The organism is Paenibacillus sp. RRE4 (assembly GCF_031844205.1).
Taxonomy (GTDB): Bacteria; Bacillota; Bacilli; order Paenibacillales; family Paenibacillaceae; genus Paenibacillus; species Paenibacillus xylanexedens_B.
Map to the genome: position 1 here is coordinate 269896 of NZ_JAUZUT010000003.1, position 20571 is coordinate 290466.

A 20571-nucleotide genomic window follows, 5' to 3' on the forward strand; every position below is an offset into this window, starting at 1 on the left:
ATCTGAACTTGTACGTTCTTGTAACAACTCTTAATACGATCTATATAAACCTGAATGAATAATAATGACTCACTGGTCATTTTAAAATAAAGCGAGGATATATGTCAATTTATGAATATGGATTAGCTAAATTATGTAATACCTCCATTCTACTTCAATGATGTGTTTCTCTATCCCACGATTCAAAAAAAGAGGCTGTTCCCTAATCCCTTATCGGATCAGAGAACAACCTTAGCTCTTGTTTTTGTTACTGCATCAGATGACGGTTCAGGAATTTCTCTATAGCGCGGTAGAGATCCAGTTGATTCTCTACATTGGCGAAGCCATGCCCTTCATTCATTTTCAACATATAAGGCACATCAACTCCACGTTTACGCAGTGCTTCGACAATCTGATCAGACTCTGCCTGTTTGACACGCGGATCATTGGCACCCTGAACAACAAATAACGGTGCTTTCATCTGATCGACATGGAAGAGCGGTGAGATTGCGGTAAGAAGCTCTTTATCCTTCACAGGATCACCTACACGCTCATAAAACAGATTGCGCCCTGATTCCCAATATGGCGGTAGCGAGTTAAGCAACGTAAAGATATTGGATGGACCGACATAGCTAACACCAGCAGCATATACATCCGGCGTGAAGGCCAGGCCAGCGAGAGCTGCATAACCCCCGTATGATCCACCATAAATTGCGACTCGCTTCGGATCAACTGTACCTTCTTTTACCAGCCAGTTCACACCGTCGGTGAGATCATCCTGCATGGCTTTACCCCACTGTTTATTGCCTGCCTCTAGAAACTTCTTACCATAACCTGTTGATCCACGGAAGTTCACTTGCAGCACTGCATATCCGCGGCTCGCCAAGAACTGAACATCCGGACTATATCCCCATGAATCCCGGGCCCAAGGTCCACCATGGGGAAGAACAACCAACGGAAGATTCGATGTCGTCGCACCCTGTGGCAGTGTCAGGTATCCATGAAGATCCAGGCCATCCCGGGACTTGAACGTGATTGGTTCCATATCTGCCATTTTGGTCTCATCAATCCATGGAGCCGTATCCGCCAGCTTGTCTAACTTTCCTGTTTTGGAATTATAGAAATAATACGTGCCCATCGATTTGTCGCTGTAAGATATAAAGAGTACCTGCCCATCATCACTTGTGCTTATAATACCAACCTCTTTGCCAGGCACCTTGGCTTTGATGTCCTGCATGAGTGTCTTGAACTCATTGTCAAAATACTCATAGTTGACCTTATCTGTCTCATAGACTGCTGCAAGGATCTTTCCTTTTTCTTTGGAAGGAATAACATTGCTGACATCCACATCTTTGTTTTCAAAGAGAGTTCTGGTTACCTTCTTTGTTGCCAGGCTGTACTCCACCACAGCCATCTTGTCCTGCTCCAGATTGGATACTGCGTACAGGTTTTTGTTGTCGCTTGTGAACATGACAGGAACAAACGTATCTCCCAGATCTGTTGTGAGCAGTGGCTGGAACGGTTGATTTTCCGCATCACGATACAATAAGGAAGATACATTACCATCACTGGATATGGCCACACGAATTTTTCCTTCATGGTCTGTCATCCAGCCTGTAATGTTACCCGGATTCTCCGCAGCAATAACTGCCTCTCCTGTCTTGATATTAATACGGTATACGTCAAAAACTCTAGCGTCACGCTTGTTCATACTTACCAAAATTTCATCTGGAATATTCTCCAAAGGATCGACAAGCATAGCTCTTGTATTTGGATAAGGCGTCAGATCTTTGCTATTTTTGCCATCGATATCTGTAATATACAGGTGGTAGTTCTCATCTCCAGCCGCATCCTTTGCATATAACAGCTTGTCATTCGTTGCCCATGCAAAACTAGCAATACTGCGATCTGTTTCACTTGTAACACGTACAGGCTTATCTTGACCATTTGCCGTAACTACGATGTTCATTCGATTGTTCCACGGCTCCATGTATGCCAGATGTTTGCCGTCCGGGGACATTTGGAAACCTGCCTGAGCAGGCTGTTTGAAGAAGTCCTCGAGTGGTGTGACCCCTGCTTTCTTCACATCAAGCCCTAGGGCAAGGTACAGTGCACTCGCAAATTCCCCATGCGTTACTGCTTGTTTTGCATGAAATGCATTACCTTCGATAATGAAATGTTGTTTAACTCGGACAGCATCATTCGCATGTACGGCCGGGATTTGGTCAGCATCACTGTAGATCACCTGTATCCCGTTATCCTTCAATTCGAAAGCTCGTGTGAACAAAGAGGCCATCTGAGCACGTGTGAGCGGAGCATCCGGTGCATACCCTTTGGTATTACCTTGAATGAGATCACCTTGTTTCAGCGCATAAATGGCTGGTGCTGCTGCATGATCGGACAAAACGTCTGCAAAGCCTGTAAGGGTTGCCGGAGCATCCAGTTCAAGCACACGCTGCAGAATAATCGCAGCTTCTGCACGTGTAATAGGTGTTGCCGTTTCTTTCATTCCATCTGTGGTGCCATCTATGTATCCCAGTTGTTGCAGTGTCTGTGTTGCCTTGGAAACGATAGATTCCGAGACTGCCGCCGTAGGTTTGACTGCTTCGGCCGCCTGTACGGCAGGCTGAATCAAGGCAATCGACATGGCCATGGACAGCGTGAGTGCATACACTTTTTTGCTAATCGAGTTCAAATGTTTTCCCCCTTATAAGTGAATTACAGGATAATATGGAACTATACGTATCCTATTTTACTATGATTATCCATTTTGGAACAGCGGCAACTCTCCTTGACACGGGTGGTATGTTTAGTTTATTTTTGTGTTCGAAAAACCGTAATTCAACAGCTTGCGCGTCTCAACGAACCGCCCTTCCCTCGTATCTGATCCAAATACAACCGAAATTAGCCGTTTGCCATCTCGCTCAGCCGTTCCAACGAAATGATACCCCGTATCCTCATCATATCCAGTCTTTAATCCATCATTACCTTCATAAGCGTATGGGCCTCCGATTGAAGATAACATCCAGTTTGTATTACTCATATAGATCCCCTTTTGGTGCAAGGAGACTTGCATTTGATTGGAAACTTTAAGGATCTCGGGGTGATGGTTAAGCAAGTAACGGGCAAGCTTGCAGGCATCCATCGCAGTCATTAACGTTTGACCCTGGATATCCTTAGGACGATAAGGGCCAAGCAAGGTCTCACCTAGACCTGTAGAGTTGGTAAAGTGAGTATCCCCTGACAGACCAATCTCAGCAGCCTTTTGATTCATCCTTTGTACAAATTGATGTTCTGAACCACTGATATGTTCCGCCAAAGCAACAGCAGCATCATTGGCAGAATATACTGCCACCACTTGGAACAGCTCCTGAACAGTGAATCGATCCCCCTGTTTGAGTGCAAGCTGATTCCCGCCAACAGAACTGGCATAACGGCTTACATTAACAGGATCATCCCAACGAATATCTCCTCTCATGGCAGCTTCCATTACAAGTAGCTCGGTCATTAGCTTGCTGATACCTGCAGGAGCAATCTCTTCGGAGCCATTGTAATCCATCAGCACCTGTTCCGAATTCATATCCATCAAAACAGCCGACTCTGCCTTGATGCCTGGTTTACCAACCAGCATGTCCGGTTTTACGCCCAAATATATAATAACTAGTAAAGTGAACAGCATCCCTGCGCGTTTCCACCATATTTTCATCGATTCATCACCTCTTACCTATATAGACGTAGCAAAGAGGCATTTTGTCTGCATTTTTTTGAGAAAAAATTAATTTTTTTTTATTTTTTGGTTACAAAAAAAACATGGATTCCTTCCACCCCATGCCAGAGTGTTGGAATCCATGTTTATTAATAATTACTGAGCAACAACCGGTTTATCTGCATTTACAGCCAAATCGCTCAAGTATATGCCAGTTCCATCACCAATCGCATAGTTCATTACACGTTTGTTAACAGGAGCTACCACAGCACGGTACAATGTTGGGAATACTGGAACTTCATCTACCATGTATTGTTGCCATTCATTGTAGATCTCTTTACGTTTCTCTACGTCAAATGCTTCAGCAGAGATACCACGTGCCAGCAATTTGTCGTTCTCTTCACTGGAGAAACGAGGGAAGTTATAGAGTGCATCGCGTCCATACAGACCTGATGGGTCAACGTCAATACCAACGCCCCATGCCGCTTGGTACACATCGACATTAGGATCATCTTTACCTGTGTTACCTACACGGTCGTAGAAGTTGTTAAACTCGATCATTTCCAAGTTTACTTTCAGACCGATCGCTGCCCAAGATTGAACATAGTAACGTGCGAGTGGCTCAGCAGTGTCGCCACCAGTCATGGAGATAAAATTGATCTCAAGTGGTGAACCATCTGGCTTCGTACGGAATTCTCCATCCAGTTTGTAGCCAGCCTCGTCAAGCAATTTCTTTGCAGCTTCCGGATCATATTTCACACCCGGATTGTTGGAATCATGGAATTCAGGGTGAGAAGGTGGAATCAGTGTTGTTGCATTCCAGCGAAGACCGTTGTAGAAACGTTTACCTACTTGGTCATTATCTACAGCCATCCACATCGCTTTACGCAGGTTTTTATCTGCCATTTTTGCGTCAGGATTCGATTTAACTTTATTGTTCTCAGCATCCCACGTTCCCAGTTTGAAACCGATGTACGTATACGCACGGTCGATTGCACCCAGGAATTCAACGTTGGATAGATTAGCATTATCTTTATACTGATCTGTCGGGAAAGCATCTACCAAATCTACACCGCCAGATTTCAGCTCTTGAACAACCGTTGTCGGGTTGATTACTTTCAATGTTACTTTGTCCAGTTTTGGAGCTCCACGCCAGTAGTCATCGTTTTTAACAAACGTTACAGACTCACCTGGTGTGATCGTTTCTACTTTAAACGGACCAAAACCGATTGGCTTCTCACGTACTTCTTTGGAAGAAGACATTTTCGCTATGTCCATACCACCAAAAATATGTTTCGCCAATGGATATGTCCACACGCCACCTGTCAGCAGGGATGGTGTTGCTTCTTTATACGTAATGCTGATTTGTTTGTCGCTCAGCACTTTAATACCAGAAATTGTTTTTGCTTTTCCGGCATGGTATTCTTCCATACCTACAACACTCGTGAAGTTGGAATCATAACGAGGGCCATCATAACCTTTGCCACCGATAACTTCATAAGCGAATTGCAAATCTTCTGCCGTTACCGGCTTGCCATCATGCCAGTTTACATTGTCACGAATCGTGAGCGTAAACGTTTTGCCGTCTTCGGAAGTTTCATATGTCGCAGCACCATCGTTGGTGTACACATAGTCTTTATCCCAAGTCAGCAAACCTTCGTCAAACCACTGCAACACTTGCGAATCCGGGTTACCGGAGTAGAAGTTATAGTTCAATGTGCCTTCAAAAGCAGTATCGGATACGAGACCAAAAGTAAGTGATCCACCCTCGATGGCTGTACCTTCATTCTTTTTAACATTACTGAAATCTTCAATGGAGTAAACACCCTCTTCTTTCGCAGGCTTCTCCTCCGTCTTTCCTTCTTCTGTTTTGGCTCCCGGTGCAGGAGTTGCTGCTTCTTTCTCGGAGCACGCCGCAAGCGCCAATACAAAGACCAGCATCATCGTGAAAAATAGTCCTCGTGAAAATAATCCCTTTTTCATGAACCTTTCCTCCCTTTTTTTAACCTCTTCTTTGTCTTGCATCCGTCGCACGTTTCAAGGCCTGTCCGACATTATTTATACTCAACATCAATACCAGGATCAGCAGTGATGCAGGTAGCCAAATCCACCATCTGTATTCCAAGGTTTGCGGATTACGTGCATAACTTACGAGTGTTCCAAGACTTGGTGTGCTTTCCGGGAATCCAAATCCTAGGAAAGACAACCCGGATTCAAGACCAATATTAGCTGCCAGGTTCAATGTCATCGTTACAATGATAATTGAACTTAGGTTAGGAAGAAGCTGCGATACAATAATTTTAAAGTGAGAAGATCCAAGTGTTTTGGATGCTTTAATATACTCAAGTTCACCCTCCTGAAGAGCCTTGGATCGAATCAATCTGGCGATTCCCATCCATAGGAAGGCGGTCATAATGAGTGAGAATGAAACAATATTATATTTCGGTACAGCCGTTACAAAGGCGATAACCATCATCAGGAATGGCAAGATCATGAAAAAGTCCACCACACGCATGAACATATTATCAATCATTCCGCCAAAGTATCCCGAGAGCACACCAACCAGAATGCCAATAAATCCAGTCATTAAGGTTACCAGAATACCGATAGTTAGAGAGTTTCTTGTCCCAATAACAAGCTGACCGAATACATCTCGTCCACCATAGTCTGTTCCCAGCCAGTATTGTGCGGAAGGCGGCTCATACAGTGCAAACAAATCAACTTTAACAATATCGTCCTGATTCAGAATCATAGAGGTTCCATATACAAGAAGGATGACAAGCCCCAGGAATATGAGCGAAACGAGAGCCACTTTGTCCCTGACCAACTCTCGCCACACAATGCTTAAGCCGGAAGGGCTTTTATCAACCTTCTGTGAAGTTACAACAACATCATTGGTCTTGCTCATCTGTTTTCACCCCGAAATCTTCAAGTTCTTACTTAATGCGAATACGCGGATCGACCAATCCCAAAATAATATCAGACAGCAGTGAGCCTAGAATCGTAGCAATCCCATATAATAATACGAGTGCTGTGACTACACTGAAATCCCGTAATGAGATGGAATTCAGGAACAACTGTCCCATACCCGGGTAGCTGAATATACTTTCAATAAAGATGGTTCCGCCGATCAGCCCCGTAATCTCATACCCGAAGAATGCAGCAATCGGCAACAGGGAGTTTCGCAAAATATGTCTGTTGTAGATTCGGGATTCCGAAGCACCTTTGGCTCGCGCCGTGAGTACGAATTCTTTGTGTTTGATATCAATAATCTCACTGCGTAAATACTGTACCGTGGATACAGTGGAGATTAGTGCCATTGATAACGCTGGTAAAAGCAAATGCTGAATCTTGCTTATAATGTATTCGAATGTTCCTGGTGTAAGCCCTGGTGCTACACTTCCCCCGGTCGGGAACCAGCCAAAACGGAAACCAAAAATCCAGACCATGACCAGAGCGAATATAAAGAGCGGTGCTGCAAAACCCAGGTACGTATATCCTGTAATCAAACGGTCAGACCAGGTGTCATTATAACGACCACTGATGATACCGAGTGGGATAGCGATAAGATATGTGAGAATCAGTGTTGCCAAAGCAAGCCAGAATGTGTTGGCAATCCGTTGACCAATAAGATCTGTTACTGGCATTTTAAAACGGAAGGATTGTCCAAAATCACCCATAGCCGCATGTCTGATCCAGTCCCAATACTGTATATACCATGGATTGTTCAATCCTAGCCGTTCACGCTGTTCTTCTAGCGCTTTGGGATCGATACTCGGATCAAGCAGTCCCGTCAACGCGTCACCTGGCATGGCTTTGGCCATCAGGAAGACCAGAATACTGAGCAAAATTATTTGAGGAATCATAATAAATATTCGGCGTACAATAGTTTTCCACATATGGCTTTCAACCTTTCTGAGGTAAAGCTACCCGGTGAGTATCGGAAATGGATTGGAGCGAATAAGCAAGCCCTTCCTCATCGAAGAAATTGCGGTATGAATTTTCATACTCGGATTTGATCTGCTGTCGGAAAGCTATCATTTCCTCACGTTTGGTTGGGTCCATATCCGGAATCGCTGCAATAAGACGTTTGGTATAGATATGTTGGGGATTTTCAAAAATATCATCTGTTGTCCCTTGTTCCACATATCGACCTTTATACATAATTCCAATCTGGTCGCACATATGACGAATAATGCCCAGATCGTGGCTGATAAACAAATAGGTCAGATTCAGTTCCTTCTGGATCTCCTGCATGAAGTTAAGCACCTGGGCTTGTACGGATACATCCAGTGCAGATACGGGTTCATCAGCGATAATCAGTTTGGGCTTGAGTGCAATCGCACGAGCAATCCCGATCCGTTGACGTTGTCCCCCTGAGAATTCATGCGGATACTTGTAGATAGACTCCGGACTTAACCCTACCTTCTCTAACAAGCTACCGACCTGCCTCTTCTCTTCCGTTGCCGTCAATCGTTCATAGTTTCTTAGAGGCTCAGCAATGATGTCCATAACGCGCTTCTTCGGGTTAAGAGACGAGTAAGGATCTTGAAAAATCATCTGTACGTCCCGCTGAAGCTGGCGATCTTTGCGTCGTTCTTTGGTCAAGTCCCTGCCATTAAATAAAATTTTGCCTCCAGTTACATGGTTCAGACCAATTACAGCTCTGCCTGTTGTTGTCTTGCCTGAACCGGATTCACCAACAAGGCCGTAAGTCTGACCTTCTTCAATGGAAAAGCTTACATCGTCAACCGCTTTGACACTGCCAATCTCCCGTTTCAGTAATCCTCCGCGAATCGGAAAGTGTATTTTGAGTCCTTCTACTTCAAGTAGTGCCATTATGTTATGCCTCCTCCGCTTGATCAGGGAAATGAAAGTGCTGATAGCAGGTACACCTTACGAAGTGTCCTGGCGCAATTTCATGCATCTGCGGGTTATCTTCATGAGCAGAGTCGCTAATCCATGGAATTCGGGCCTTGAATCTGCACCCCTGCCTTGGAAGATTTTTGAGAGAAGGTACGATGCCTTGAATGACATGTAATTTGGATTTTTCTTCAGTAATCGTAGGGATCGAGTTTAATAATGAACGTGTATAGGGATGTTTTGCATTGGTCATCAATGTAACAATATCCGCTATTTCAACAATTTCTCCTGCATACATGACGGCTACACGATCAGCCATCTCGGCCACTACACCAAGGTCATGCGTAATAAGGATAATGCCTGCGTTAATCTCATTCTTCAGATCTCGGATCAACTCGAGAATTTGCAACTGAATGGTAACGTCAAGTGCTGTTGTTGGTTCATCGGCAATGAGCAGTTCTGGCTTATTGGCAATTGCGATCGCGATAACGATACGTTGCCTCATGCCGCCAGATAATTCGTGGGGATATTGCTTATATATTTGTTCGGGACGTGGAATCCCTACCTGGTTCAATAAGTGAATAACCTTATCCCGCTTCTCTCTGGAAGACAGCTTCGGTTGATGAAGCGTGAGAATCTCTTCAATCTGTTCACCTATGATCATTAGAGGATTGAGTGCGGATAATGGATCCTGAAAGATCATGGCCATTTCTCTTCCGCGCAGTTTGTTTAATTGATTAGGGGATATGTTGGCGATATCTTTCCCTTTATAGAGAATCTGACCTTCGATTTTGGCTTTGTTATGCAATCCCATCAGAGAAAATGCAAATGCACTCTTACCTGAACCTGATTCTCCTACAATAGCCAACACTTCATTCTTCTTAACCTTAAGATTAACGTGATCGACTGCGGCATAATAGTTATCTTCAATTCTGAATGATGTCGTTAAGTCTCTGACTTCCAATAGCTCTTTATTCAAATCAATCACCCTAACCCTGTAATTTCATCAGACTGTATTCATAAGTAGAAGAGTGCATCCACTGTATATTTCCATGTTGTTCCTTAAATTGAACAAAAGTGTATACAAAATACCTTATCGCTAACAGAATCAAGATTATAGTCTTCAATTTAAACCATTGGTCAATTAATGTTGATAAATCCTAGCGGAATTATAAATACAAATAATTACTGTAATCATACGTGTAATTTAAGTTAACGTCAATCATTATTTTGGGATTTATGGAATAAATGTTTTGTATGCTACAGTTTTGGGTAATAGTTTTGGCTAAAAGGTATCTATAGCAGGATTTTAGTGTGAGAGTTAAGTGTGCTCGGGTGGAATTACAACAATATGAGGCGTGTGAACAAAGTTTTTTTGTGTTTATATATAACATGTCTATGACACAATGTGTAGAGTTAATAGCAAATGATTTGGTAGTAACTTAGTTAGTGTAAATTACATGTCACATTTAGGGGGATTTTGTCGTTTCATAGAATTTCTGCTTAGAAGTCATATGAAGCTTATATATATACATTTATTTAAGGTTTGTAAGATAAACGTAAAAATCTAGTTATTATAGTATAGTTTTAATTAATTGTTGCTGTAAAGAGTTAATTGTTACTTTTGAACATTTATTTTACAAAAGAAAGAAAAAAGTCCTGCAAAAAGCAGGACTTTACTAATAAATATTCATAATTACGCATATATACTATTATCTTTTTGGTGCTAATGGTGGCCTTTTACCACGTTTTAAATCACGAATACTCAAATCAAAGTCCATCTGTAGATGAGGATAGTCCGGAAAGTTAGTCCAGTCTCCACCCCAGGTGAAACCTAGCTCTTTAGCTAAATCAACAACCTCCATCCAATCTGCCTTGCCATTGCCATTATCATCTCGTTCCATATCCCAGACAATATCTCCATCAGGGGTTCTTAAGGCAAAATCAATGGCAAGTCCATAGTTATGATAAGATTCCCCGCCTTTTGCATTGGTGACAATATTCCCAGAAGATGAGCGTCCCTGTGCAAATAGAGCATCTTGTTCCTCCACACTCCGATATCCATGCGTAATCACAACTTCTATACCTCGTCTGGCAGCCATACGGACTAATACACCTTCGCTTTCGGCAACAGCTGGATGCAAACCGGTAATTGGTAAAGGCTCAGGGATTATTTCTTCTTGCCATATCTCTCCCAAGTCTCCTTTTTGTTGCAACCATACAAATATAATAGATAGAACAATCGTTGCGATGATCCAATTTCTCAGGCTTTTTTTCCTTCGCTGTCTTTGCTTACGTAGTGATGAATTCATATACTCTCCTACACTTTTTCTACTCATCAAGCTTCAATTCTTTTCAAAGGCTTCATTTCAGGTAAACTAACTTCTATTATAATTCATCTCAGCTTTGAAAGCTTCTTCTGCAAAAATTACATGATTATACGTTTTCATTTTCTTAAATTTTCATATGCGTATCCTAGGGATACGTAGATTATGAGAATACAAAAAAGCAGCCGACTATAAGCCGACTGCTCTTGTATGCATACTGAGTAAAGACTACTCAGTTGTGTATGGCAGCAATGCGATTTGACGGGAGCGTTTGATTGCAATCGTCAGCATGCGTTGATATTTAGCGCTAGTACCTGTTACACGGCGTGGCAAAATTTTTCCACGTTCGCTGATAAATTTACGAAGCAAGTCCGTATCTTTATAATCGATGTGAGTAATTTTGTTCGCTGTGAAGAAGCACACTTTACGACGTTTGTTGCGACCACCACGACGTGCCGGTCTTTTATCGTCTCCGCCTTCTCTTTGCTTGAAGCCCATGCTTTTCAGTCCTTTCCTATCATGTAACCGATATCTCGTAAGAGTAACGGCTCACGTTAAAATGGCAAATCATCATCCGATATATCAATCGGTTTTCCGTCATCGGAAAAAGGATCCTGATTGTTGCTACGCGCAGCATTATTATTGCTTGCACGTCCGCCGCCGCCTCCATAAGAAGGCTCTTCACGCATAGGTTGTCCCCCGCCGCCACCGCCTTCGCGGTTAGCTGACTCCAAGAAACGAACATTATCGGCAATGACTTCGGTCACGTATACACGCTTTCCTTCGTTATTCTCGTAGTTCCGTACTTGAATGCGTCCTTCGACTGCAGCCAGACGACCTTTACGCAAATAGTTTGCACAAGTCTCGGCAAGCTGTCTCCAGGTTACGACCGGAATAAAATCTGCTTCCCGCTCTCCTCCTTGGCTTGTAAACGGTCTGTCTACGGCCAAAGTAAATTGTGTCACGGCTACTCCTGCTGGAGTGTAACGCAACTCAGGATCCCGGGTTAACCGGCCGATCAGAATGACACGGTTCAACAATGTAATCCCCTCCTTCTGAGCGTATTGGTGCGATAATCACGAGTTAATGTCTTAGGCAGACTTAACGTCGTTGGTAATGAGATAACGAATTACTTCGTCAGAAATCTTCATGAGACGCTCAAGCTCAGTAACTACTGCTGGTTCAGCAGTGAAGTGTACCAAAACATAAACACCATCACGGAATTTCTTGATCTCATACGCAAGACGGCGTTTACCCATAACGTCGTGAGCTGTAACCTCACCACCGCCGTTGGAGATGATGCCTTGGAATTTATCGACTGTAGCTTGAACAACTTCTTGCTCAACGTCAGGACGAATAATGTACATCACTTCATATTTGCGCATAATTTTCACCTCCTTATGGACTCTGGCCCTCAATCCAGGTTGAGAGCAAGGAACGAGCACAAACTCGAACTATATTAATATAACAAATACGCAAACGAAATGCAAGCAAACGTTCCCTGTTCATATTGGTACATAATCCCCATCATGTTTAGACTTCAGATGGAACACACTACAGAAGTAACACTGATCTCATTCTGTGGAGGAGGCTACTTATTATGGGTGAAAGAACCGAGTTCGAACCTGGGGACAAAGCGCCGAATGATGGAGAGTACACTGAAGTCGGAGAGAAGAGCTTTCACACGGAGATTAATGATCCCAAGCGAATCACGCTAAAAAAAGGCGAAGCCTTTCCGGAAACGAGCAATCACAATCGCAAGTGGAAAAAGCTGACTAAAGCACGCGTCCACTAATTATTTTTTCAGTACCGCGTATATAAAACGTCAGTTAGCACATAATACAATCAGGCGGTACACGAGAGAGGTGTGGTTCCGTTGGACAACGAAGCCTATTTTTCGATGTTGGAGATGCATCACGTAATATAAGAAGCTTGTGGGTGTGTAAGACCTTAGTCCGAAGCACAAGTATTGCTACAAGCAGTACAGCCAGCGTTTCTGTCGTTACGACCGATTGTGATCTAACTAAACATGTACCGCCGGATAAAGAGCCCGTCAGGGCTCTTTATTTTTTATAGGTAACCATTATAAAATCAGCATTAAAAATAATTATAAGAAACAAAATAAAAAGACTATCCATAGGATAGTCCCTTCCAGTACTTTATGATGACTCCAGTCCATGGAGTTATGTAAGCATTATATCTTCACCAAATCTAAATAAGTTAAGTGGCGGAAAGGGTGGGATTCGAACCCACGCACGCTGTGACACGCCTAGCTGATTTCGAGTCAGCCCCCTTGGGCCTCTTGGGTACCTTTCCGCAGCAAAATTGATTATATCACGCCTGTGGGAGGAAAGCAATACCTATACCCTGTGTGCATGTAAACGCTATTTCACCATTACGTTTCATCACCGCGCGATATAGCTAAATCATGCAACTAAAACACCGGGTATATGTTTTCCTCTTCCAGCCTACCCTCAGAATTACGCATCCTCTTCTACCGAGCGTAACACTTTTTTCATATTCTTTTCAAACTTGGCCCGAGGAATCAGTACGCTATGTTTGCAACCAACACACTTGATCCGAATATCCATCCCCATCCGAATGATCTCCATCTCATTGCTTCCACAGGGATGCTGCTTTTTCATCTGTACGATATCTCCAAGCTGGAAACTTTTACGCTCCACCTGCACCATCTCCCTCATCATTATCCATCGCAGCTGCCTGCTCTAATGCAGCCAACTTGCTTCTCTCATGGTACTCGAGTATTTTCTTCACATCTCCCTGAATTTGGCGTTCGACCGAAGACCGGGAGTTCGGCATACATTCTGCTACCACACGAATGACATAATCAGAAGTGGACATCGACTGAATCCCTAGCACATCCGGTACCTTCACAATATTCAGATCTCGTTCTTCAATACCTGCGAGCGATTGCTTCACCAAATGTACGGACTCATCCAGTGTCAGATCAGCCTTCATCGGGATATCCACTACAGCCAGCGAATTAGACATCGAATAGTTAGTCACACTTGCAATTGTACCATTCGGAATGATGTGTACTTCTCCCTGCCAGCTTACCAGTTTGGTTGTTCTTAAGCCAATGACTTCAACAGTTCCTTTGAACGTTCCTGTCTGAATCACATCTCCTACAGCAAACTGATCCTCTAAAATAATAAAGAATCCGGTTATGACATCCTTCACCAAGCCCTGAGCACCAAAACCAATGGCAAGCCCCAGAACACCGGCGCTAGCTAGCAATGGTCCAACTTGTACATTGATTTCCGATAACAGTAACAAAATCATAATGAAATTACATGTTATCGAGGTCGCATTTTTCAATAACTCACCAATTGTTACGAATCTGCGCGGGTTGACACGAATTTTGCCTTCCTGCTTCCGTGCCATCGATCGATCAATAACCCTGGACACCACTTTAATGACAATACGGGTGATAATAAAAATAATAAGGATGCGAATCGAACTGAACATGATGTTAAGCCACATATCCGTATCGGAAATTTTAGCCCATACCTGATCCGTCCAACGAATGGCATTGGTCACTACCTGTTCAGCAGTTTTATTATCAGGATCATTTCCCTGTGCAAAATAAAATGACATCAAAGTCTGATTCCTCCTCTACATCGGTATGTTATCATAGCTGTCTTCGGTTTTGAAATAGAGGCCGCGAATCTCTACAAACTCATCACGAATAATTTTCTGTACTCGCATCAGATCCTCTTTCGGAAACTGAATACACAGTGCACAGCCCGCTGTAATCTCCTTAGGTGTCGGAAACAAGTCAATCTCGATCTCAGCAAACTCTAGGAGCATCTCTGCTCGCAGTGCCTGCTGCGTTGAATCAAACGCAATCAGCATCCAATCGTCCAGCCATTCGTCCATGTCCTGCTCCTTTCAAGCTACAACCACTCTCAGGTAAAAAGCCTGTCCTTCCGAAGTATAAAACACTCTACCTTTCCATATACTGATACTACTATTCCAAGGGAAAGGATAGATCCTATGAATCCTACTTCGCGTTCCTTTTCATCACAAGATCTGACCAGCCTGAAAGTTCCTCATACTGATCCAGGTGTGCATTCTGCCATTGTACATCGTTTAATGTTCCATCTCTACAAAGCTCATTCTTTGCAAAATGTAGTGATTGTCTGCATCGGTACAGACCGTTCCACAGGTGACTGTCTCGGACCGCTGGTTGGTACGTCACTGGCAAAATGGGACAGCCCTCTGTTCCATCTATATGGCACATTGGATGAGCCGGTTCATGCTGTAAATCTGCAAGACACACTACACAAAATCTACAGCACCCATCACAATCCGTATGTGATTGGCATTGACGCCTGTCTTGGCCAATCCTCTAGTGTCGGTTGTATCCAGGTCGTAAACGGCCCGCTCAAGCCTGGCGCAGGCGTAAATAAAGAATTACCGCCGGTCGGCGATATCCATCTGACAGGTATCGTTAACGTCGGCGGTTTTATGGAATACTTTGTGCTTCAGAACACTCGGCTTAGTCTCGTTATGCGAATGTCTGAAATTATAGCGAGTAGTCTGTATTCGGCCATTCGGGAATGGCATACTCGCTCTACTCTGCTTGCTGTGCCAGAGTAATAGCTTCCTTCTCCTCTGGGGAAAGTGTATACGTCGACTCTCCCCCTTTTAGAGGTTTTGCATATACATATGAACCGTCACGATTAAATAATCCCGTAAGGATCATACCGTCCTGACTTTCATTAATCATGGCTATCGAAAAGCTCAGGTCGCTACCACGCTCTCCATAAGCGTTGTATCTTTTCACACCGACCTTGCCCTGAATACGAGCCAGCTTCTGCAATGCTGTTTGCAACTGATTCGTTTGCAGTTTGTGTTCGTCCTCAATACTGTCCATCTGAATTTTCAGATTAATCAGTAGGGACTCCAAATCCTCCACACCACTGCCAGCCATCATGGCTTCGTATTTACGTTTAAACTTCCGTAACTTTGCCCCTTGAGCAATACTCACGATCAGCAAAATCACCGTAAGCAATGTCAATCCGCCAATAATCCACAACAGCTGTTCCAGAATCAGCTCATTTAATTCAGCCATGTAAGTGCAACTACCCCTCTATGTTTTTGATCAGATTCACGTCTGTCCGTAGTTCTTAGCTTTTATTATAAATCAACCCGTTATTCAAGGAATTAATCATATATTTCCATTTCGAATAACAAAACGTTGAACACTTTTGTTACTCCTTTATCTCCCTGTTGTCAGCTCAGTAATGGCCCGAATAAGTTCATCGACCTCTTCATGGGAAGAACTGTATCCAACGCTTGCTCTAACAGCCCCGGTAGCTGTTGTACCTGCTGACTCATGCGCAAGTGGAGTACAGTGAAATCCTGAACGAACCGCAATCCCATAATTCCGATCCAGCCGGAATGCAAGCTGAGCTGAATCATATCCCTCAATTATAAAGGATACTAATCCTGAACGAGGTTGTCCAATGTCCGGGCCCAACAGTTGAATACCTTTAATCGAAGAAAGTCCTTCCATTATAAGTTGTGTCAGCTCCCACTCATGCTGATAGATTGAAGCAGGTGTCATGGCAAGTACATGCTTCACCCCCGCTCCTAACCCAGCAATCCCAACTGTATTAGGGGTTCCAGCTTCATAACGATCTGGGCGAACTTTAGGTTGTTCTACCGCCTCGGATTGACTACCCGTACCACCATGAAGCAAAGGTTGCACATCAAGCTCAGGAGCGATGTACAAGCCACCTGTACCTTGGGGTCCCAGCAACCCCTTATGTCCTGGAAAAGCCAGCATATCAATACCTAGTTTTCCTACATCCACCGGCATTACCCCAACGCTCTGAGCTGCATCCACCAGTAAAAGAGCCTGATGTTGACGGCATAGTTCTGAGATTTCTCCAATTGGCAAAATACTGCCTAGCAGATTAGAACTATGTGTGCATACGACCAAACGGGTGTTTTTCCGAAACATCCGCTCCATCTGTTTTAAGTCTATGGCTCCAGAGGCTGTGACGGGTACATAATTAACCTCAATCTTACCTTGTCTGCGAAGGAACTCCAGGGGGCGCCGGACTGAATTATGTTCCGCCATGGTGGCTATTACATGATCCCCCTCTTGAAGTACACCCTGAATTGCAAGATTAAGAGCTTCTGTTGTGTTTGAACCAAATGCAATATCATTAGGGTTTTTGATACCCAACAGAGTCGCCAAGCCTTTTCTCGTTTCAAACAAAACCCTGCTCGCCTGCACAGCCATCCGATGACTCCCCCTGCCCGGGTTAGCCCCTGCAAATTCGAGGGCACTCATCATTGCCTTACCGACAGCAGGTGGTTTAGGCCAAGATGTTGCTGCATGATCCAGATAGATTGTGTTCTCCATCCTCCTACCACCTCAGCTCATAAGAAATAATTACAGGATTTGTTACAAACAAAGAATGACATATCGTTTCTCCAGAACACAGAGTCGATATGTCATGACATGAGTAGCTCTGCATGTTGTTAATGATGCATCCGAGTTGTTATTGCAACAGTTCTAATAACCGTTCGAGATCTTGTTTGCTATAGTAGTTGAGCTCTATTTTACCTTTATCTTTCTGACCATGTTTAATTTTCACTGTCGTTTTGAATCGTTCCCGCAGTGACTCTTCCAAGGTATCGATAAAAGGATCTTTCTTCTTTAGCTTGGCCTTAGCCTTCAATTCACCTGTTTTGGAACGATCAAGTTGTTGCACTGCTTCTTCCAGCTCACGTACACTCCATTGCTGATCAATGGATTGCTTAGCTAGCTGTTTGACCAGATTCTCGTCCTTCACACCAACAATGGCACGTGCATGTCCCATTGACAATGTTCCACGTGAAACATGATCCTTTACTTCCTCTGGCAAAGCCAGCAATCGCAAAAAGTTAGCGATGTGAGAGCGTGATTTACCGACCTTCACGGACAACTCTTCTTGAGTCAAAGAGAACTGATCCATTAATCCCTGATAGGCTACTGCCAGTTCCATTGCATTCAGATTCTCCCGTTGCAGGTTCTCAATCAGGGCTATTTCCATCACCTGCTGATCATTAAACGTACGAACAACAGCTGGAATAGTCGCATTACCACAATACTGTGATGCCCTAAACCTGCGCTCGCCTGCAATAATCTCATATCCTCGAAGTACAGGACGAACGATAATGGGTTGGATTACGCCGTGTTGCCGGATCGATTCCGCAAGTTCATGTATTGCTTCCTCATCAAATGCTTTACGTGGCTGATAAGGGTTAGCCCGCAGTTGACTAATCGGGATTTCTACGACTTTATCATCGTCATTAATTGAAAGCGAAGGAATTAGGGCATCTAGTCCTTTTCCAAGCCGCTTACTCATAAGAAATCACTTCCTTTGCGAGCTCTAGATACACTTCCGCTCCTCGGGAACGGGGATCATACGTAATAATGGATTGCCCGTGAGATGGTGCCTCACTCAGCCGTACATTACGCGGAATAATCGTTTGATATACCTTTTGCTGAAAATACTTCTTCACTTCTTCTATAACTTGAATGCCAAGATTCGTCCGAGCATCAAACATCGTCAGTAATACGCCTTCAATCTGAAGAGAAGTGTTTAAATGTTTTTGCACCAGCCGAACCGTATTCAGTAATTGGCTTAACCCTTCCAATGCATAGTACTCACACTGAATCGGAATAATCACGGAATCGGAGGCAGTTAGTGAGTTAATTGTCAACATTCCGAGCGATGGCGGGCAGTCAATAAGAATATAATCATAATTATTTCTCACTTGTGCGAGCGCCTTTTTCAGACGAACTTCTCGCGATATGGTGGATACCAATTCGATCTCGGCTCCGGCAAGTTGAATCGTTGCAGGTATGATATGAAGTCCCTCAATTTGTGTCTCCGCGATTGCATCTTGGGGAGGCACATCATTAATCAGAACATCATATATACAATTTGCCACATCTGCTTTATTAATTCCGACTCCACTCGTTGTATTTCCTTGGGGGTCAATATCGACAAGCAGTACCTTTTTTCCAAGTGAAGCAAGTCCTGCTCCCAAGTTAACCGATGTCGTTGTTTTCCCCACACCGCCCTTTTGATTTGCTACGGCCATAATCTTAGACAATACCTTCACCTCAAATAAAATAGGAGTCTTTTCTTGTAGGTTGTGAGTTACAGTTAACAATAAGCAGGCGGCCACCGTCCACAAGAACAACAACTACCGTTTCCTTAACAGAACGATTTGTTCCCTTCATGTCGCATGAAAAACGGACTATATAGACAGAAAAAGCGGCCATTGCCGCCTTAAGCTTCAATTATTTGCGTTTTGGAATATGAATAACAATTTCGTAGTGATCCTCATGATCCGCTTCTTTTGTTTTGATATCCATGCCTGAGCCTGTTACCATATCGATAGATTGACGAATCGTGTTAAGTGCCAGTCTTACATCCTTAGTAAAGGATATCCGCTTGGACTTTTTAATCTTGGAAGCTTCCTTATAAAAAGCAACACGTACCTCTGTCTGCTTCACGTTCAATTCCTTGTCGATAATCTCGCCTAACAATTTCAATTGTAGTTCTTCCGTATCCAGCGACAACAAGGCTCTTGCATGACGTTCAGATATTTTGCGTTCCATCAAGGCTGTTTTCACACCTTCTGGAAGATTCAACAACCTAATCTTGTTAGCAATGGTAGATTGGCTTTTACCAAGTCGTTGAGCAAGGCTCTCCTGTGTCAACTGATGCAAATCAATCAACTTTTGGTAGGCAACCGCTTCCTCAATCGAGGTTAAACCTTCACGCTGCAAGTTCTCAATTAACGCAATGGATGCGGCTTGAGAATCGTTGAATTCACGCACAATAGCCGGTATGTGTTCAAGACCCAGTTTGCGAACGGCACGCCAGCGGCGTTCCCCAGCGATAATTTCATATGATCCATTACGAACCCGAACAACAATAGGTTGAATAACGCCATGTGTTCTGATCGTTTGCAGTAACTCATCAATTTTATCATCATCAAAAATAGTACGGGGTTGATATGGGCTACTCACAATTTCGTTAACCGGAACCTGTTTAATCTCATCTCCGTTATTGCGCTCCGCCAAACCAAACAACTTCGAAAATTGTTCTTTCATTCCGTAGATTACCACCTAGTTTCGTAATAGCTCCCACATTAGCAGGTGCTTCTTATTCCATAAGCGAGACTTCATACTCATCGTTCCTGAAATAAGTTATGCCATTCATATTGCCCTGCTGCGAAACAGCATCAAATGCTTAACCATCTATTGATATGAACTAATCTAAGATCACTGTTTACGCAGGAACTGATACTTCTATTCTATCATCTTTTTCACCATAATCCTATGTTTACCTATTCTTTAAAAGAATCAAATTTTCCTGCTTTTTTATTCGGTTTATTAGGAAAATAAATTGAATGACTCCCTATATAAGTTGAACTAAATATGTTTACACGGAGCACTCCGACGACAGAATAACCGTCCCATCGCTGTTATCCCCGGATTTTTTTGATTCCCTTTTCTAAGGGGAAAAATCCGATGATAAGCTTATGCTTCCGATGTAGCTTTCTTGCAGAAAGCTTTTAGCCGACCGCTTCGCTTTTTCAGTTTTTTTCTGTCCTCTCCGTTTCTGTGTAAATAAAAATAGTTCAACTTATATAGAT

The 20571-nt window shown here is 43.4% G+C and carries 21 protein-coding genes and 1 tRNA gene; 2 read left to right on the plus strand and 20 right to left on the minus strand.

The genetic code is table 11. From position 1 onward, the window contains the following. Positions 1-247 precede the first annotated feature (247 nt). The 11 genes from Q9R46_RS19840 to rpsF all read right to left on the minus strand — a co-directional run bounded on the left by Q9R46_RS19840 (position 248) and on the right by rpsF (position 12260). On the minus strand, positions 248-2674 hold the full coding sequence (locus Q9R46_RS19840; RefSeq protein WP_311281466.1) for a S9 family peptidase: 2427 nt from the start codon (positions 2672-2674) through the stop codon (positions 248-250). A 114-nt stretch (positions 2675-2788) separates the two neighbouring features. After that, entirely contained in the window at positions 2789-3685 is an 897-nt protein-coding gene (locus tag Q9R46_RS19845; protein WP_145335009.1) for a D-alanyl-D-alanine carboxypeptidase family protein, read from the minus strand. Between the two features lie 156 nt (positions 3686-3841). Further along, the gene (locus Q9R46_RS19850) at positions 3842-5668 is read right to left on the minus strand and encodes an oligopeptide ABC transporter substrate-binding protein (protein WP_145335007.1); all 1827 of its coding nucleotides are present in this window, start codon (positions 5666-5668) and stop codon (positions 3842-3844) included. 19 nt (positions 5669-5687) lie between these two features. Beyond that, on the minus strand, positions 5688-6593 hold the full coding sequence (locus Q9R46_RS19855; protein ID WP_145335005.1) for an ABC transporter permease: 906 nt from the start codon (positions 6591-6593) through the stop codon (positions 5688-5690). Positions 6594-6621: 28 nt separating this feature from the next. Beyond that, positions 6622-7584: an oligopeptide ABC transporter permease gene (opp4B, locus tag Q9R46_RS19860; RefSeq protein ID WP_311281467.1), complete on the minus strand. Its 963-nt coding sequence runs from the start codon at positions 7582-7584 to the stop codon at positions 6622-6624. A gap of 7 nt (positions 7585-7591) precedes the next feature. Beyond that, positions 7592-8524, minus strand: coding sequence for an ABC transporter ATP-binding protein (locus Q9R46_RS19865; protein WP_145335003.1), 933 nt, complete (start codon positions 8522-8524; stop codon positions 7592-7594). Between the two features lie 4 nt (positions 8525-8528). Next, positions 8529-9527, minus strand: a complete 999-nt coding sequence (locus tag Q9R46_RS19870; RefSeq protein ID WP_311281468.1) for an ABC transporter ATP-binding protein — start codon at positions 9525-9527, stop codon at positions 8529-8531. A gap of 733 nt (positions 9528-10260) precedes the next feature. Next, positions 10261-10860 (minus strand): M15 family metallopeptidase, encoded by a 600-nt coding sequence (locus Q9R46_RS19875; protein ID WP_311281469.1) that lies wholly within the window; start codon positions 10858-10860, stop codon positions 10261-10263. Positions 10861-11103: 243 nt separating this feature from the next. Continuing rightward, positions 11104-11373, minus strand: a complete 270-nt coding sequence (gene rpsR, locus Q9R46_RS19880; RefSeq protein WP_090923587.1) for a 30S ribosomal protein S18 — start codon at positions 11371-11373, stop codon at positions 11104-11106. 56 nt (positions 11374-11429) lie between these two features. After that, entirely contained in the window at positions 11430-11915 is a 486-nt protein-coding gene (gene ssb, locus Q9R46_RS19885; RefSeq protein ID WP_090923588.1) for a single-stranded DNA-binding protein, read from the minus strand. A 51-nt stretch (positions 11916-11966) separates the two neighbouring features. Next, a complete protein-coding gene (rpsF, locus tag Q9R46_RS19890) occupies positions 11967-12260 on the minus strand; it encodes a 30S ribosomal protein S6 (protein WP_024629534.1) in 294 nt (97 codons plus the stop codon). A 215-nt stretch (positions 12261-12475) separates the two neighbouring features. Between rpsF and Q9R46_RS19895 the strand changes: the two genes are divergently transcribed. After that, positions 12476-12670 (plus strand): YjzC family protein, encoded by a 195-nt coding sequence (locus tag Q9R46_RS19895; RefSeq protein WP_311281470.1) that lies wholly within the window; start codon positions 12476-12478, stop codon positions 12668-12670. Between the two features lie 430 nt (positions 12671-13100). Here the strand turns inward: Q9R46_RS19895 and Q9R46_RS19900 are convergent. The 4 genes from Q9R46_RS19900 to Q9R46_RS19915 all read right to left on the minus strand — a co-directional run bounded on the left by Q9R46_RS19900 (position 13101) and on the right by Q9R46_RS19915 (position 14775). After that, positions 13101-13191: transfer RNA gene (locus Q9R46_RS19900), tRNA-Ser, on the minus strand. A gap of 164 nt (positions 13192-13355) precedes the next feature. Then, a complete protein-coding gene (locus Q9R46_RS19905) occupies positions 13356-13559 on the minus strand; it encodes a DUF951 domain-containing protein (RefSeq protein WP_145334999.1) in 204 nt (67 codons plus the stop codon). Continuing rightward, complete coding sequence (locus Q9R46_RS19910; RefSeq protein ID WP_145334997.1) at positions 13549-14493, minus strand: mechanosensitive ion channel family protein; 945 nt, start codon at positions 14491-14493, stop codon at positions 13549-13551. The genes Q9R46_RS19905 and Q9R46_RS19910 overlap by 11 nt, the downstream gene beginning before the upstream one ends. 18 nt (positions 14494-14511) lie before the next feature. Then, on the minus strand, positions 14512-14775 hold the full coding sequence (locus tag Q9R46_RS19915) for a putative Se/S carrier protein (RefSeq protein WP_186331827.1): 264 nt from the start codon (positions 14773-14775) through the stop codon (positions 14512-14514). Positions 14776-14892: 117 nt separating this feature from the next. On the opposite strand from Q9R46_RS19915, the gene yyaC reads away from it, so the two are divergent. Continuing rightward, positions 14893-15498, plus strand: coding sequence for a spore protease YyaC (gene yyaC, locus Q9R46_RS19920; protein ID WP_251508556.1), 606 nt, complete (start codon positions 14893-14895; stop codon positions 15496-15498). Here yyaC and Q9R46_RS19925 read toward each other — a convergent pair. From Q9R46_RS19925 to noc, 5 genes are all read right to left on the minus strand, one after another. Continuing rightward, a complete protein-coding gene (locus Q9R46_RS19925) occupies positions 15473-15973 on the minus strand; it encodes a DUF4446 family protein (RefSeq protein WP_145334993.1) in 501 nt (166 codons plus the stop codon). The two genes, yyaC and Q9R46_RS19925, sit on opposite strands and share 26 nt — an antisense overlap. 147 nt (positions 15974-16120) lie before the next feature. Then, on the minus strand, positions 16121-17275 hold the full coding sequence (locus tag Q9R46_RS19930) for an aminotransferase class V-fold PLP-dependent enzyme (RefSeq protein ID WP_311281471.1): 1155 nt from the start codon (positions 17273-17275) through the stop codon (positions 16121-16123). A 139-nt stretch (positions 17276-17414) separates the two neighbouring features. Further along, a complete protein-coding gene (locus Q9R46_RS19935) occupies positions 17415-18263 on the minus strand; it encodes a ParB/RepB/Spo0J family partition protein (RefSeq protein WP_145334989.1) in 849 nt (282 codons plus the stop codon). Continuing rightward, positions 18256-19017 (minus strand): ParA family protein, encoded by a 762-nt coding sequence (locus tag Q9R46_RS19940; protein WP_311281472.1) that lies wholly within the window; start codon positions 19015-19017, stop codon positions 18256-18258. The genes Q9R46_RS19935 and Q9R46_RS19940 overlap by 8 nt, the downstream gene beginning before the upstream one ends. 190 nt (positions 19018-19207) lie before the next feature. Further along, positions 19208-20026, minus strand: a complete 819-nt coding sequence (noc, locus tag Q9R46_RS19945) for a nucleoid occlusion protein (RefSeq protein WP_090923596.1) — start codon at positions 20024-20026, stop codon at positions 19208-19210. Positions 20027-20571 lie beyond the last annotated feature (545 nt).